14 protein-coding genes are annotated in these 14,273 nt (G+C 44.2%); 10 read left to right on the forward strand and 4 right to left on the reverse strand.

What is annotated here, in order from left to right; translation table 11 throughout:
• Positions 1 to 441, forward strand: a complete 441-nt coding sequence (locus R7E42_RS07340) for a YeeE/YedE family protein (RefSeq protein ID WP_239932700.1) — start codon at positions 1 to 3, stop codon at positions 439 to 441.
• Positions 442 to 477: 36 nt separating this feature from the next.
• Here R7E42_RS07340 and R7E42_RS07345 read toward each other — a convergent pair whose 3' ends face one another.
• Positions 478 to 1,341, reverse strand: coding sequence for an endonuclease/exonuclease/phosphatase family protein (locus R7E42_RS07345; protein WP_318072545.1), 864 nt, complete (start codon positions 1,339 to 1,341; stop codon positions 478 to 480).
• Positions 1,342 to 1,650: 309 nt separating this feature from the next.
• On the opposite strand from R7E42_RS07345, the gene nrdD reads away from it, so the two are divergent.
• Both nrdD and nrdG read left to right on the forward strand, forming a co-directional pair.
• Entirely contained in the window at positions 1,651 to 3,771 is a 2,121-nt protein-coding gene (gene nrdD, locus R7E42_RS07350; RefSeq protein ID WP_005388026.1) for an anaerobic ribonucleoside-triphosphate reductase, read from the forward strand.
• Positions 3,772 to 3,854: 83 nt separating this feature from the next.
• Positions 3,855 to 4,325 carry an anaerobic ribonucleoside-triphosphate reductase-activating protein gene (nrdG, locus tag R7E42_RS07355; RefSeq protein ID WP_005376213.1) on the forward strand — a complete coding sequence of 157 codons (471 nt, stop codon included), beginning with the start codon at positions 3,855 to 3,857 and terminating at the stop codon, positions 4,323 to 4,325.
• A gap of 84 nt (positions 4,326 to 4,409) precedes the next feature.
• On the opposite strand, the gene R7E42_RS07360 is transcribed toward nrdG, so the two are convergent.
• The gene (locus R7E42_RS07360; RefSeq protein WP_017634627.1) at positions 4,410 to 5,795 is read right to left on the reverse strand and encodes an MATE family efflux transporter; all 1,386 of its coding nucleotides are present in this window, start codon (positions 5,793 to 5,795) and stop codon (positions 4,410 to 4,412) included.
• A gap of 121 nt (positions 5,796 to 5,916) precedes the next feature.
• Here R7E42_RS07360 and R7E42_RS07365 point away from each other — a divergent pair, with 121 nt between their 5' ends.
• From R7E42_RS07365 to R7E42_RS07375, 3 genes are all read left to right on the forward strand, one after another.
• Positions 5,917 to 6,774, forward strand: a complete 858-nt coding sequence (locus R7E42_RS07365) for an AraC family transcriptional regulator (protein WP_017634626.1) — start codon at positions 5,917 to 5,919, stop codon at positions 6,772 to 6,774.
• 155 nt (positions 6,775 to 6,929) lie between these two features.
• Positions 6,930 to 8,117 (forward strand): aromatic amino acid transaminase, encoded by a 1,188-nt coding sequence (locus R7E42_RS07370; RefSeq protein ID WP_213961295.1) that lies wholly within the window; start codon positions 6,930 to 6,932, stop codon positions 8,115 to 8,117.
• An 11-nt stretch (positions 8,118 to 8,128) separates the two neighbouring features.
• Positions 8,129 to 8,812, forward strand: a complete 684-nt coding sequence (locus tag R7E42_RS07375; protein ID WP_005388032.1) for an ATP-dependent zinc protease — start codon at positions 8,129 to 8,131, stop codon at positions 8,810 to 8,812.
• A gap of 141 nt (positions 8,813 to 8,953) precedes the next feature.
• Here R7E42_RS07375 and R7E42_RS07380 read toward each other — a convergent pair whose 3' ends face one another.
• Both R7E42_RS07380 and R7E42_RS07385 read right to left on the reverse strand, forming a co-directional pair.
• The gene (locus R7E42_RS07380) at positions 8,954 to 9,490 is read right to left on the reverse strand and encodes a hypothetical protein (protein WP_017634623.1); all 537 of its coding nucleotides are present in this window, start codon (positions 9,488 to 9,490) and stop codon (positions 8,954 to 8,956) included.
• Positions 9,491 to 9,644: 154 nt separating this feature from the next.
• The gene (locus tag R7E42_RS07385; protein ID WP_005376220.1) at positions 9,645 to 10,019 is read right to left on the reverse strand and encodes a YgiW/YdeI family stress tolerance OB fold protein; all 375 of its coding nucleotides are present in this window, start codon (positions 10,017 to 10,019) and stop codon (positions 9,645 to 9,647) included.
• A gap of 155 nt (positions 10,020 to 10,174) precedes the next feature.
• On the opposite strand from R7E42_RS07385, the gene R7E42_RS07390 reads away from it, so the two are divergent.
• The 4 genes from R7E42_RS07390 (at position 10,175) to modC (ending at position 14,271) form a co-directional block, all read left to right on the forward strand.
• A complete protein-coding gene (locus R7E42_RS07390) occupies positions 10,175 to 11,626 on the forward strand; it encodes a cobyric acid synthase (RefSeq protein WP_318072546.1) in 1,452 nt (483 codons plus the stop codon).
• A gap of 69 nt (positions 11,627 to 11,695) precedes the next feature.
• Positions 11,696 to 12,451 carry a molybdate ABC transporter substrate-binding protein gene (gene modA / locus R7E42_RS07395; RefSeq protein WP_213866340.1) on the forward strand — a complete coding sequence of 252 codons (756 nt, stop codon included), beginning with the start codon at positions 11,696 to 11,698 and terminating at the stop codon, positions 12,449 to 12,451.
• A 27-nt stretch (positions 12,452 to 12,478) separates the two neighbouring features.
• Positions 12,479 to 13,168, forward strand: a complete 690-nt coding sequence (gene modB, locus R7E42_RS07400) for a molybdate ABC transporter permease subunit (RefSeq protein WP_205391170.1) — start codon at positions 12,479 to 12,481, stop codon at positions 13,166 to 13,168.
• The gene (modC, locus tag R7E42_RS07405) at positions 13,165 to 14,271 is read left to right on the forward strand and encodes a molybdenum ABC transporter ATP-binding protein ModC (RefSeq protein ID WP_318072547.1); all 1,107 of its coding nucleotides are present in this window, start codon (positions 13,165 to 13,167) and stop codon (positions 14,269 to 14,271) included. Before modB ends, modC begins: the two co-directional genes overlap by 4 nt.
• Positions 14,272 to 14,273 lie beyond the last annotated feature (2 nt).

The raw sequence follows: 14,273 nt of genomic DNA on the forward strand, positions 1-14,273 counted from the left end.
ATGAAAACTCATGTAATGAAAAGTATTAAGCAAATGTCCGTTGTTGCATTTTCTGGTGTGCTCTTTGGTATTGGTATGGTGGTCTCTGGTATGGCTGAACCGGCAAAAGTGATTGGCTTTCTCGATATTACTGGAGCATGGGATCCAAGCTTAGCCTTTGTAATGGGCGGAGCACTTGCGGTGTTCGTTCCAGCTTATCTTTTATTAATAAAGCCAAGAAGCGAATCTGTGTTTGGTGATGAGATTGTACGCCCAACTTCTAAAGCGATAGACAAAAAGTTAGTCGGTGGTGCTGTACTGTTTGGTATTGGTTGGGGGTTACTGGGTGTGTGTCCTGGTCCTGCGGTTGCCAGCCTTTTCACTGGCAACACACAAGTTCTGCTCTTTATAGTGGCAATGTTGGCTGGGTCATTCACCGCTAAAAGAGTGGTTCGTCAATAAAGAAAGTACTTCAACGTTAAAAATAGTACTTAAACGCTAAAAAGTGAGTGTCGTAGAAACCGGGCAATGGTCACTCAGTTTGTAGTCGAGTACATCTTGTGTTTTGAAAACGGTTTGAACACCAGACGACGCCTTTAAATCACCACTCACAATAATGTGGTCTATCACCGAGCGGAATTGGTGGGTTTTATTCGGATTACGATTAGAACGCACTTTACATTCCGCTTTAGTCTCTTTAGTCACTAGCTTTGCACTAGTATTGTCCGATATCACGTCCCACAACCAATCTCCTTGATAACCCAAGTTGTGGTTAAAGTCGCCAAGCACGACATAATGTTGTTTGTTGTCCTCGCGCGCCTTTATCCACTTAGCTAGTGCCTGTCCTTGTTGTTTCACTATCTTACAATCGCGGTTATTACGATACGCGCCACTGCAACCCGCTTTCAGATGTACAGAGAGTAGGTGAGTCTCGTTTTCTTGGTTTGGATTTAAAACAAGGTAGCTCGCGAAGCGCAGCTTGCTGTTGCCTCGTGTGATAGAGAAGTCTGGCTTGTCTAATACGCTTACGCCATTGCGCACGGCAAAGCCTGTGTATTGGTTGGTGTCGTTAAACTGAAGGTGTCGGTTGGAGGCGTTTGAACGAGCGGAAAGATAGATAGTGAAGTCATTGCCAACAGCTTTTTGCATTGCAGCGACGCTTTCGACTTCTTGAAAAGCAAGAATGTCGGCTTGTGTTTTATCCACATAGTGGGTCAGTTTTTCAAAATCTTGTGGTGTTCTCGACACTTTTCCACCATCTATAGATAACCATTCTATGTTCCAACTGGTTAGATTGATGGAGTTTTGAGCAAATGAAAGAGAACTAAAAAGTAATATTAACGTAACAAAAAGTGATCGCATTTTGGCCTGTTGCACTCCTATCTTTTAGCGTATTCCTTTCCATCCTTTATCCTACAAGACCTCCAAAAATAGCAAGTAGATTTAGTACCAATTTTGCAATTTTCATGGTTTTCTTCGCAACTGAGATCAACGCCAATAAGATCGATTTCTTCTTGTTCGCTAGCCAATCTTTATTGATCAAAATCAATGTTTTCGAGTGGTGCTTCTCGTTAAATACGCCACAATATATTGTGTTGCCAGAATAAAAAATAACCCCATATAGTGTGTTTGTGGATAACTCTGTGAGTATGCTCGGGTAAGGAGAACAAAGTGAAACCAATCGTAATCAAACGCGACGGATCAAGAGCTCCGTTCAACAGGGATCGTATCCAAGCAGCAGTTGAAGCAGCAGCGGAAAACAAAGATAAAGATGTCGCTATTTATGCTCTTAATGTGGCTCTTGCTGTCGAGTTACAGTTAAGAGAACACGATGAAGTTCACATCCATGAGATTCAAGACTTAGTCGAAAATGAACTCATGCAAGGTCCTTACAAAGCCCTAGCGCGTTCTTACATTGAATATCGCCACGATCGCGACATCGCTCGTGAGAAGCAAAGTGCACTAACTCGCGAAATCGAAGGTTTGATTGAAGAAAGTAATCTGGATCTAATCAACGAGAACGCGAACAAAGACGGCAAAGTAATTCCGACTCAACGTGACTTGTTGGCTGGTATCGTAGCGAAACACTACGCGAAGACGCACATTCTTCCTCGCGATGTGGTTCAAGCGCACGAAGTGGGTGACATTCACTACCACGATTTAGACTACGCACCGTTCTTCCCAATGTTTAACTGTATGCTTATCGATCTTAAAGGCATGCTGACGCATGGTTTTAAAATGGGTAACGCTGAGATTGATACGCCAAAATCAATTTCGACTGCAACAGCGGTAACAGCACAAATCATTGCTCAAGTCGCGAGCCACATTTACGGCGGTACAACCATCAACCGTATTGATGAGGTTCTAGAACCGTACGTAATCACAAGCTACGAGAAACACCTAGAGATTGCAAAAGAGTGGAACATTGCTGAGCCAGAAGAGTTCGCAAAAGCGCGCACTGAGAAAGAGTGTTACGACGCATTTCAATCTCTAGAATACGAAGTAAACACGCTGCATACAGCGAACGGTCAAACCCCATTCGTTACGTTCGGTTTTGGTCTTGGTACAAGCTGGGCATCCCGCCTGATCCAGAAATCGATTCTGAAGAATCGTATTGCAGGTCTAGGCAAGAACCGTAAAACAGCGGTATTCCCTAAACTTGTATTCGGCATCAAAGATGGTTTGAACCACAAATCAGAAGATCCAAACTACGACATCAAGCAACTTGCGCTTGAGTGTGCGTCTAAGCGTATGTACCCAGACATTCTTAACTACGACAAAGTAGTGGAAGTAACCGGTTCATTCAAAACGCCAATGGGTTGCCGTAGCTTCCTTGGTACTTACGAAGAAAACGGTGAGCTGATTCACGAAGGTCGTAACAACCTTGGCGTCGTGAGCTTGAACCTTCCTCGTATCGCTATCCGTGCAAACGGAAGCGAAGAGAAATTCTACGAGCTTCTAAATGACCGCCTACGTCTTGCTCGTAAAGCACTAGAGACACGTATCTCTCGCCTTGAAAACGTGAAAGCACGTGTGGCCCCAATCCTATACATGGAAGGCGCATGTGGTGTTCGCTTGAAAGCAGACGACTCAATCGCAGATATCTTCAAGAACGGTCGTGCGTCTATTTCTCTTGGTTACATCGGTGTACACGAGACAATTAACGCGCTATTCGGTACAGAAGCGCACGTTTATGATGACGCTGTTTTGCGTGAAAAAGCGGTCGCGATCATCAAGCATCTAAAAGATGCTGTGAATCAATGGGCTGACGAAACAGGTTATGGCTTCAGCTTATATGCAACGCCAAGTGAAAACCTATGTAGCCGTTTCTGCCGCATCGATGCGAAAGAGTTCGGCGTAATTGAAGGCGTAACAGACAAAGGTTACTACACCAACAGCTTCCACCTAGATGTTGAGAAGAAGGTGAACCCATACGACAAGATCGACTTTGAGATGCCTTACCCAGAAATCTCAAGCGGCGGCTTTATCTGTTACGGCGAGTTCCCGAACATGCAACGTAACGTTGAAGCACTAGAAAACGTATGGGACTACAGTTACACCCGAGTGCCTTACTACGGAACTAACACGCCAATTGATGAGTGTTACGAGTGTGGTTACAACGGTGAGTTTGACTGTACAAGTAAAGGCTTCACTTGCCCAAGCTGTGGCAACCATGATTCAACCAAAGTGTCAGTGACACGTCGTGTTTGTGGCTACCTAGGCAGCCCAGATGCACGCCCGTTTAACTTCGGTAAGCAAGAAGAAGTGAAGCGCCGAGTTAAACACCTGTAAGGTTAACTACCACTCGTTTTACACTTTGAAAATCAACTTTAAACAGGTTGATTTTCTCTTTCTCGATAACACAGAGACGCATTATGAATTACCACCAATACTATCCAATTGACGTTGTTAACGGACCGGGTACGCGCTGCACGCTGTTTGTGTCGGGTTGTGTGCATCAGTGCCGTGGCTGTTATAACCAGTCGACGCAACGTTTGGATTCTGGTGTACTTTTCACGCAAGAAGCGGAAGACAAAATCATCGCTGACTTAAACGACACGCGTATCAAACGCCGTGGCTTGTCGTTGTCGGGTGGAGATCCGCTTCACCCTGCTAATGTGCCTCATATTTTGAAGATAGTGAAAAGGGTGAGAGAGGAGTGCCCAGGTAAAGACATTTGGGTTTGGACTGGCTACACGCTGACGGAACTGAATGACGCGCAAAGGGAAGTGGTGCAATACATCGATGTTTTGATTGATGGTAAGTTTGAACAAGACAAGAAAGACCTCAATCTCGAATGGCGTGGCAGTTCAAACCAAATCATTCATCGCTTTACGGACATCTAATCAAGTATTCTCCGCACATAAAAAGGGCTCACGCGTGCATAACGGGTGAGCCCTTTTGGTGTGAGTTCGTTAATGTCTTTTTGGTTACGCTGTCACCGATTGGTCATCTTCAACCATATTATTTATCCAACGTTTAGATTGAATACGGTAAGTCGTCAGTACGCCTTTCACTAACTCTTCCGCGAGCAGAGACATCAAGACAAAATGCAAAGGCAGCCCTAGCACCATGCCTGTGTAATAAGTAAGGGGGATGCCAATAGCCCACTGACCGAACGTGTCGATGAAAATGCTATAGCGAATATCAGCGCCACTCTTTAGTACGCCGCCAATCCCAACCATGTTAAACACCCTCAAAATCATACCTAGCGCCATGACTAAACATACGTTAAGTGCCATGTCTGCATCGGTTAACGGGCTCAGTACCAATAGGTGATGAATCATGGGCGAGCTCAACCACACTAGGAAAAACAGCAAGGTGGCTAAGATTGCGCTGGTTAACACATACCACCACGCCGTTTTCTCGACTCGGTCATAATGTTTTGCACCAATATCATTCCCAAGAAGAACGGATGCAGCGACCGCAAATCCCATAAAGGTTGAAATCAGTACCCCTTCAATCGGTGATAAGAATGAGATGATCGCCAGTTCTGAAACGCCCAATTGACCATAGATGATGCTGTAAACGATCAATCCACCAGTCCAAAGCGCATCGTGGACCAACATGGGTAAAGAAACCTTAAAGTACTTTTTTCGATACTGTTTTAAGCGGCCTTGTACCCAATCGAACTTAGTCGGAATTAGGTAAGCATATCGTTTGTAGAAAAAATAAATCAAGACGGCGGTTTGGAAAAATCGAGAAACAAAACTACCTACGGCTGCACCAAATACGCCCCATTGAGGGAAACCAAATAAACCAAAAATCAAAACATAATTAAGCGCGACGTTAACGACAATGGCGGAGATACTAACGTTGGTTGCCAGTTTGGTTTGGCCCACGGAGCGCAATACCGCTTCAATCGGTACTACTATCGCCGTAGCAATGAGGCTAAAGCCCGTAACCACAAGATAATCACGTGCATAAGTGACGTATTCAGGATCGTCTGACATAAAAGAGACGATCTCTTCATCAAAAATCGCATAAAGAACGATAAACGGCAGCGTCACCAAAATGGAAATAAACCAAGATTGCGCCAACGTTCTGCGAATTCCGGCTAGGTTTCCTGAGCCGTAGTATTGAGAAGCAAGTACGGTAACTGCACCGCATAGGCCAAAGACAACCGCTAGGTTGAAGAAAAAGATACGATTTCCAACTCCAACTGCTGCCGTTGCAGATTCACCGAGTAGGCTTACCATGAAAATATCCACGACGCCGAGCAAAGCAAAAAGCATGGACTGAAGTGAAACAGGTAGGCCAATCGTAATCAGTTTTTGCCAAAATACTTTATCGATGTATTCGCGTGTTAAGAGCATCGCATTTCTCCTTAAAGATTAATGCGAGTAGTTTATCCTCATGATTTGGCGGTGTATTTTTCAAAGGAATCCAAAACCTTTGTAAAACTCTCTACTAACAGCACATGTGAGCCAATAAATCATGGAAGATAAACAAGAACGCTACGCGATTTCAGAAAAAACTTATCAAGAGTTTATTGATCACAGTCGAGTATTAGCACTTGAGGAGAGAGGCATTGTGCAGTGCGGCATTGCCACTTGTCGTGACTTCTTCTCTGTTTATCGTAAAAACCAAAAGAAACACATGCTGCTCTATACGGTGCGTGGTAAAGGGTGGCTAGAGAGTGGGACTTATCGATACGATTTGGAACCGGGCTCGTTGATTACAGTACCCGCAGGTGTTGAAAACGGTTTTGGTATAGAAGAAGAACCTTGGCAGATCGCGTGGCTTTTTCTTGCTCCTGATAGAGAGTGGCCGATATTAGAATGCGATGTTCGCTACCAGCTTTCATCTACACCTGAAGTGATGTATGCATGTATCCAAACACTACTACGCAGCATTCACCTTCCAATCGATTATGGTGGTGCGGTAGGTGAGCATAGTGTGGCTCAGTTAGAGCTGATGTTAAACATGCCGCCCTCAGAGTCGATATCACGCAGCCAATTGAGGCTTCGGCGTGTATTTGACCTTGTCCAACGTCAGCTCCATAAGGATTGGAGCGTTGAGCAGGTGGCGGCTCTATATCCATGTTCGGAGCCTCATTTGCATCGACTGACTCAAAAGCAGTTTGGTCGAAGCCCAATGGCACATTTAACGCGTATGCGCATGGAATATGCTGCTAGGTTACTTCGTTCAACAGAATGGCCAATTCAGCATATTGGAGAAATAGTCGGATATCCGACAAGCGCTAACTTTAGTACACGTTTTAAAGCGTGGTCGACCATGACACCAAGAGAGTTTAGAAAAAACGGTAGAGTGGATTGGTACGACAAGGAGTGAATCGTTCTTTTTCTGAACGATAGAGCGCACAAAACTCACCGTAAGCCAGAATTTTGTTCTCTAATTGATGAAATAAGTGAAAAATCATTTCGTCATTTTTTGCGATGGTGTTAACGTGAGGTTCGGTACTTGAATTTCAAAGGGTTATGACTTTCATGTTTTCTAATCTCCCAACTCCCGTATTAGATCCTATTTTATCTCTATCCGTTGCATACCGTAACGATGAACGTCCAAACAAGGTTGACCTTGGCATTGGCGTATACAAAAACAGCGCAGGCGAAACGCCGATTATGAAAGCCATTCAAATGGCGCAGGATGTCGTTTTTGAAACTCAAAAAACCAAGTCTTACGTTGGTCTTGCGGGTTGCGAAGAATTTAATAAAAGCATGATCGATTTGCTGCTGACGGGAACGTCTGCAATGGATCGTGTTGCAGCAATTCAAACGCCAGGTGCAAGTGGTGCGCTGCGTATGCTCGGTGATCTGATGAAGATCGCACAGCCAGATACGACGGTTTGGATTTCCAACCCAAGCTACGTAAACCACAAGCCAGTAATGGAAGCAGCAGGCCTTAAAGTTAAGTTCTACCACTATTTCTCTTCGGAAACGAAACAAGTAGACACCGCAAAAATGATGGATGATCTTGCGAAAGCTGGGCCTTCAGATGTGGTACTTCTTCATGGTTGTTGCCACAATCCAACTGGTGCGGATATTGACTTATCTGCTTGGCAAGCCATTACAGAATTGTCGCAGAAGAACGGTTTCATCCCATTTGTGGACATTGCCTACCAAGGCTTCGGTGATGGCCTAGAAGAAGACGCAAAAGGTCTTCGTTTTATGGCAGATAACGTTGAAGAGATGTTGATTACTACTTCATGTTCGAAGAACTTTGGTTTGTACCGTGAACGAACTGGTGCAGCGATTGTGGTTGGTAAGAACATGCATGATGTAACCAATGCAAAAGGTAAACTCCTCACTCTAGCTCGCTCGACTTACACGATGCCACCCGACCATGGTGCAGCTTTAGTCAAGACCATTCTGCAAGATGACAAGCTCACTTCCGTTTGGAAGCAAGAATTGAGTGAAATGCAACATCGTTTGGTTAGCCTTCGTCAAAGTTTGTGTAACGAGTTGAGAAACAACCATAATACAGATCAATTTGATTTCATTGAGGGTCACAAAGGCATGTTTACTGTGCTAGGCTTTAGTGGAAACCAAATGGCGCAACTGCGTGAAGATTATGGCATTTATGGTGTTGGCGATGGTCGAATTAACATTGCCGGACTTACCGAAACTCATATTCCATACGTAGCGGACGCAATTAAGAAAGTATCTCAAGCTTAATTGGAGTGTGGATGAAAAACTGGAAACTGATTCTGCCGCTTATGATGAGCGGCAGTTTAATTGCTTGTACGTCAACTCAAACGACGCAGGAACCTGTTGAGCCAGAGTCGCCAAAGGTCGAAGAGCCCGTTAAAGTCGAGCCAGAAGTGAAACCTGATGTAGATCCAAAGCCAGAGGTGGAGCCCAAACCAGAAGCGAAACCTGAGAAAAAGCCGGAACCAAAGCCTAAGAAGCCAGTCAAGGTCACAAAAACACCCGATGGCATGTTAATTCTTGGTTCTGAAGAATGGGTTTATGTTCCTGAAATTGACCAGACTTTCAAGGCTAGAGTCGATACAGGTGCGACAACATCATCAATTAGTGCGACTGACATTGTTCCGTTTGAGCGTGATGGTAAAGACTGGGTTAAATTTAAGATAGATTTAGGTGACAAAGACACCAAAGAATTTAAAGTACCCGTTGAGCGCTGGGCTAAAGTTAAGCAGTCTTCGTCAGAAGAGGTGGATAAACGAGCGGTGGTAAAAGCCTACATTACCGTTGGGGATCACAAAGAAAAGACAGAGTTTACGTTAGCGGATCGCGGACATATGACGTTTCCAATTTTGCTTGGTCGAAGCTTTTTTAGAGATATCGCCGTTGTAGATGTATCGAAAAAATATGTGCAAGATAAACCTAAAAAAACCGCTAAAAACTGATGTATTACAGCTAGTTTCTGCTACAAGCTAATAATTCGTGATTAACAAAAAATGGCCTCCAAAATCGGAGGCTATTTTTATTGAATCATATGATTGCTTGTGATGCCCTGGTAGTCATAGTCATAGTCATAGTCATATCCACTAAAATGCAAAACGAGCAGACATTACAATTTGCTGGCCATAGACACCATTATTTTTAAAATCTGCACCAAGCGATAGTTGCTGAGTTGAGTGGAATCGTGCGCCTAGATTGTAAATGGTATTCGAATCGTCATTATCTATGATTTGGCCGATACGGCCATGTAGCTCAACATTTTGCATAAACCAAATACGAGTGCCAATATTCACTTCCGTGCGCCACTCGTCGCCCACTTTATCACTGCCGTTCTCTTTAATGTTGTGTACCAACATTTGGCCATAAATATCTGCAAATTGGCCTGCTGGCCCATTAAAGCCTATACCACCAGCAATGTCCCAGTCTCCGCTGAATTCACTGTCTGCGCGAGCAATGAAATGGGTATTCTCTGTAAAGTAGGTATTGAACTCGCCACCAAATGTACCAGGGCTAGTGCCCATGCGAAATTCCATCGTGTTGTAGTTGAAATTATTTGCATGTGCGGAAAGTGGCAAAATAGCACACAAACCAAAGGCTGCAACCTTTAGAGCTTTACCTAGCATGGTGTCTCCGGGCAAGATGAATAAAATGAACAAAAAAATGGTCTGCAAAAAGCAGACCAAGATTGATAAAGCTATCATTTTAAGTGCTTGCCGTCACTATTTAGCTGTAATCGTCACTACATCATGTTGATATGCACAGCAATCGGGGTTTGTTTTACATGACCACGAGTTGTTCGACTTCAATCTCTGGTTTGTTCCCGCCTTCAAATTCGCCAAACAGACGGACTTTAGTCGTGTGATCAATCGGAGTGTTTAGCTGAATATCGTCATCGAGTTCGACCATCACTTCACCGGAACCATCGCTAAAGACAAACTTATCCGCGCGAACTTGACGCAATAAGTTACCTTCAACGACCACATCTTTTTCAGTAAACATATTGGAGTCGTTTAGCAAGGCATCCAATTTTTCCACAGTGACAGGACCGTTAAACTGCAAGTTTGATTGGTTTTGAGCGTTATCTTTCGCGAACGCGATAGAAGGAGCAATAGCTAAGGCGGCGATTGTTGCGATAATTGTATTCTTTTTCATGTTACATCCTCATCGGTTTGTTTTGATGGGGTCATTAAAGCAGGGCTTGTTTGAACCAATGATGATTTCAACATTCATATTCTATTCATTTGCTTGAGTAAGTGGGGACGATGACGTTATGATTGTTCATCTTCCTCTATTCCTTACAAATGTTCATGAAATCAGCGATCCCATCTTTAATGGTTCAAGGCACCACTTCGGATGCCGGAAAAAGTGTCCTTGTGGCAGGTTTATGCCGTGTATTAGCACGAAAAGGGATAAATGTTGCCCCATTTAAGCCACAAAACATGGCACTAAATAGTGCGGTAACCAAAGATGGCGGTGAAATAGGTCGAGCACAGGCCGTTCAGGCACAGGCGTGTAATATTGAGCCAACTGTACATATGAATCCGGTTTTAATTAAACCTAACAGTGATACAGGTGCTCAGATCATTTTGCAGGGTAAGGCGATTTCCAATATGGATGCGGCTGGCTTTCATGATTACAAGAAAGTGGCGATGGACACGGTGTTAGATTCCTTCTCTCGTCTGACTCAAGAATTTGATTCGATCATTATCGAGGGCGCGGGGAGTCCTGCTGAAATCAATTTACGAGAAGGCGATATTGCAAACATGGGTTTTGCTGAGGCCGCTGATGTACCAGTGATCATTGTCGCTGATATTGATCGTGGTGGAGTGTTTGCACATTTGTACGGAACACTTGCGTTACTTTCTGAATCTGAACAAGCGCGAGTAAAAGGATTTGTTATCAACCGTTTTCGAGGTGATATTCGTTTATTGCAATCGGGCCTCGATTGGCTAGAAGAAAAAACAGGTAAACCTGTACTTGGTGTACTTCCTTTTCTTCATGGTTTGAATTTAGAAGCAGAAGACGCGATCACTGCGCAGCAAGAGTTGCACTCTGAGGTAAAACTGAATGTTGTTGTGCCTGTTTTAACCCGGATTAGTAATCATACTGATTTTGATGTGCTGCGATTGAATCCAGATATCAATCTACGTTATGTGGGTAAAGGCGAAAAAATAGATAAAGCCGACCTGGTTATTTTGCCTGGGACCAAATCAGTGAGAGACGACTTAGAGTATCTAAGAAGCCAAGAGTGGGATAAAGATATCTTGCGTCATATTCGTCTTGGTGGAAAAGTGATTGGTATCTGTGGCGGCTACCAGATGCTTGGAAACTTGATTGATGATTCAAACGGCGTCGAAGGCCAACCAGGTCAAAGCGAAGGGCTTGGCTTGCTTGATATCACTACGACGCTAACTAACAGCAAACAGCTTACAAACACACAAGCACAGCTTTCTCTTAACGGCAAAACAGCCAATGTAAAGGGTTATGAAATCCACGTAGGGCAAAGTGAAGTACGGGGCCTGCAACCTCTTACATTCAGTTCCGGTGAAGCGGAGGGGGCGATCAGCGAGTGTGGCCAAATCATGGGAACCTACCTTCACGGGTTCTTTGACGAGGCAGATGCCTTAAGCCTGGTATCAGAATGGGTAAACGGCACCCAAATCAAACAACAAGACTTTGAAGAGTTAAAGGAGCAAGGCATTAATCGCATCGCAGATGCGATAGAACAACATATGCGCCTTGATTTTTTGTTTAAATAGCACATTAACTGATTGAACTTTATATTCAAATAACCTGTTCTTTCGCTTGCCTTGTATTGGAGTATCTCTATGAAAGCATGGAAACAGCATGCTTGCCTTGCGGCAGTATTAAGCATTTCATTTTCAGCAAACGCAGCAACGAACCTAAAAGTGTATGCAGCCTCTTCTATGACGAATGCGATTAACGAGATCGCGCAAAACTTTGAAGAAAAGTATGACGTTTCTATCACTCCCGTTTATGGGGGTTCTTCTTCTATCGCTCGACAAATTATCAATGGCGCACCAGCGGATGTATTCATTTCTGCGAACACGAAATGGATGGATTATTTGGTCGATAAAGACGTCATTTATCGTGACAATGTCATAAATCTAGTGCGCAATAGCTTAGTGTTGATTGCTCCTCAGTCTTCAGAATTAACCTCATTTAACTTTTCTGATGCAAAGGCATGGGAGAAGGCATTGCATGGAAATCGTCTTGCGTTAGGCAATCCGACGTCAGTACCTGCTGGTATGTACGCGAAAGAGTCATTGACTACACTGGGTGTATGGAAAGCGGTTCAAACTCACGTCGCACCAGCAAAGAATGTGCGCTTAGCTTTGGCGTTGGTTGAACGTGGAGAAGCGCCTTTAGGTGTGGTCTACAAAACCGATGCTCAGTTAACTGATAAAGTCAAAATTGTCGGCGAATTTGCGAGTGATACGCATGCGGCTATTGTTTACCCGGCTGCAATTGTGAATGATTCTACTGAGTCGGAGCAGTTCTTCCAGTACCTAAAATCGGACGAAGCCGCACGCGTTTTTGCTCAATATGGCTTTCAGCAATAAACCGGCCTTCAATTATAGGAGCGAAGCGTGACAGAACTGGAATACCAAGCCTTAATGTTAAGCCTCAAAGTAGGCGCGTACGCAGTACTTTGGCTGATTCCTCTCGGCGTTTTTCTTGCTTGGCTACTTTCTCGAAAAACGTTCTTTGGTAAATCGATTCTCGATAGCTTAATTCATTTACCACTGGTATTGCCGCCAGTGGTAATCGGCTATTTATTGTTGATTTCTTTAGGACGACAAGGGGTCCTTGGAAAGTGGCTCTATGAAAACTTAGGGGTAGTCTTTAGCTTTAATTGGAAAGGGGCAGTAGTCGCTTGTATTGTCGTGGCTTTGCCTTTGATGGTTCGTTCAGTACGCTTAAGCTTAGATAGCGTCGACCCTAAATTGGAGCACGCAGCCTCTACGTTAGGCGCTTCTCCTTTAAAAGTGTTTCTCACCGTCACGTTACCACTGACCATTCCCGGAATTATTACGGGCACGATGCTGTCATTTGCTCGTAGTCTTGGCGAATTCGGGGCGACGATCAGTTTCGTCTCTAACATTCCGGGTGAGACCCAAACGATTCCGCTGGCGATGTACAACTTTATTGAAACGCCAGGTGCAGAAATGCAGGCGGCTCGTCTGTGTATCATTTCTATCGCGTTAGCCTTGTCTACATTAATGATCTCTGAATGGCTAAATCGTAAAGCGGCAAGCAGATTGGGTGCGAAGCAATGACGATTAAAGTCCAATTTAAACAAATGCTTGGTGAGACTGACTTCGACATCAAACTTAAGTTACCCTGTAACGGAATTAGTGCCTTGTTTGGACGATCTGGTGCAGGTAAAACGACGTTGATTAACATCATCAGCGGATTGGTCACTCCAAGGCAAGGGTATGTTGCGGTTGGTGAGCATGTTTTGTTTGACAGTGAACAGGGAATCAACCTACCAACGCACAAGCGTGGTATTGGTTATGTGTTTCAGGATTCACGTTTGTTTCCTCACTATTCGGTTCAAGGCAATTTGTTATATGGCGTTAAAGAAAAAGATGACGAGTATTTTGATGCAGTCACCGAACTCTTGTCTATCAAACCGTTACTAAAGCGCTTTCCGGTATCACTTTCTGGTGGTGAAAAGCAACGTGTTGCGATTGCGCGCGCATTGCTATCTAAGCCCAATTTGCTTTTGATGGATGAGCCACTTGCCTCACTCGATATGCCAAGAAAGCGTGAGGTAATGCCTTTTCTTGAGGAGTTGTCGGAGAAGGTAAATATTCCTATTATCTATGTCACACACAGTCTCCAGGAAATTTTAAGGCTTGCTCAGCACCTTGTAATTATTGACCAAGGTAAAATTTCGAGTTCAGGTAAGCTTGAGGAAGTGTGGGCTTCTCATGCTATGCGTCCATGGCAATCTTTCTCAGACCAAAGCAGCTTATTTGAAGGCCGGATTGCTGAACATCATGAACGTTATGCACTGACTTGTATCAACCTTGCACCTAATGTATTCCTGTGGGTGCAAAAGATTGACGGAACACCAGACACGCCAATACGCTTGCAAGTGCGTGCCAATGACGTTTCTATCACGCTCGAGCAGCCCAAGGCGACGTCGATTCGAAATATTCTGCCTGCTATTGTCGATTCCATCGAAGTGTTTAACGCAGCCGATGACAAACAGAGTATTAATGTATCACTCAAGCTAGACGAGAAATGTTATTTGTGGGCAACGATCACACCGTGGGCCCTTGACGATCTCAACCTAAAAGTTGGTAGCCGTGTTTTTGCACAAATTAAAGGTGTCAGTGTGACACAAAAAGATATGGCACTAGCGCCTCATTAACC

The organism is Vibrio sp. Vb1337 (genome assembly GCF_033338715.1).
Lineage (GTDB): Bacteria > Pseudomonadota > Gammaproteobacteria > Enterobacterales > Vibrionaceae > Vibrio > Vibrio alginolyticus.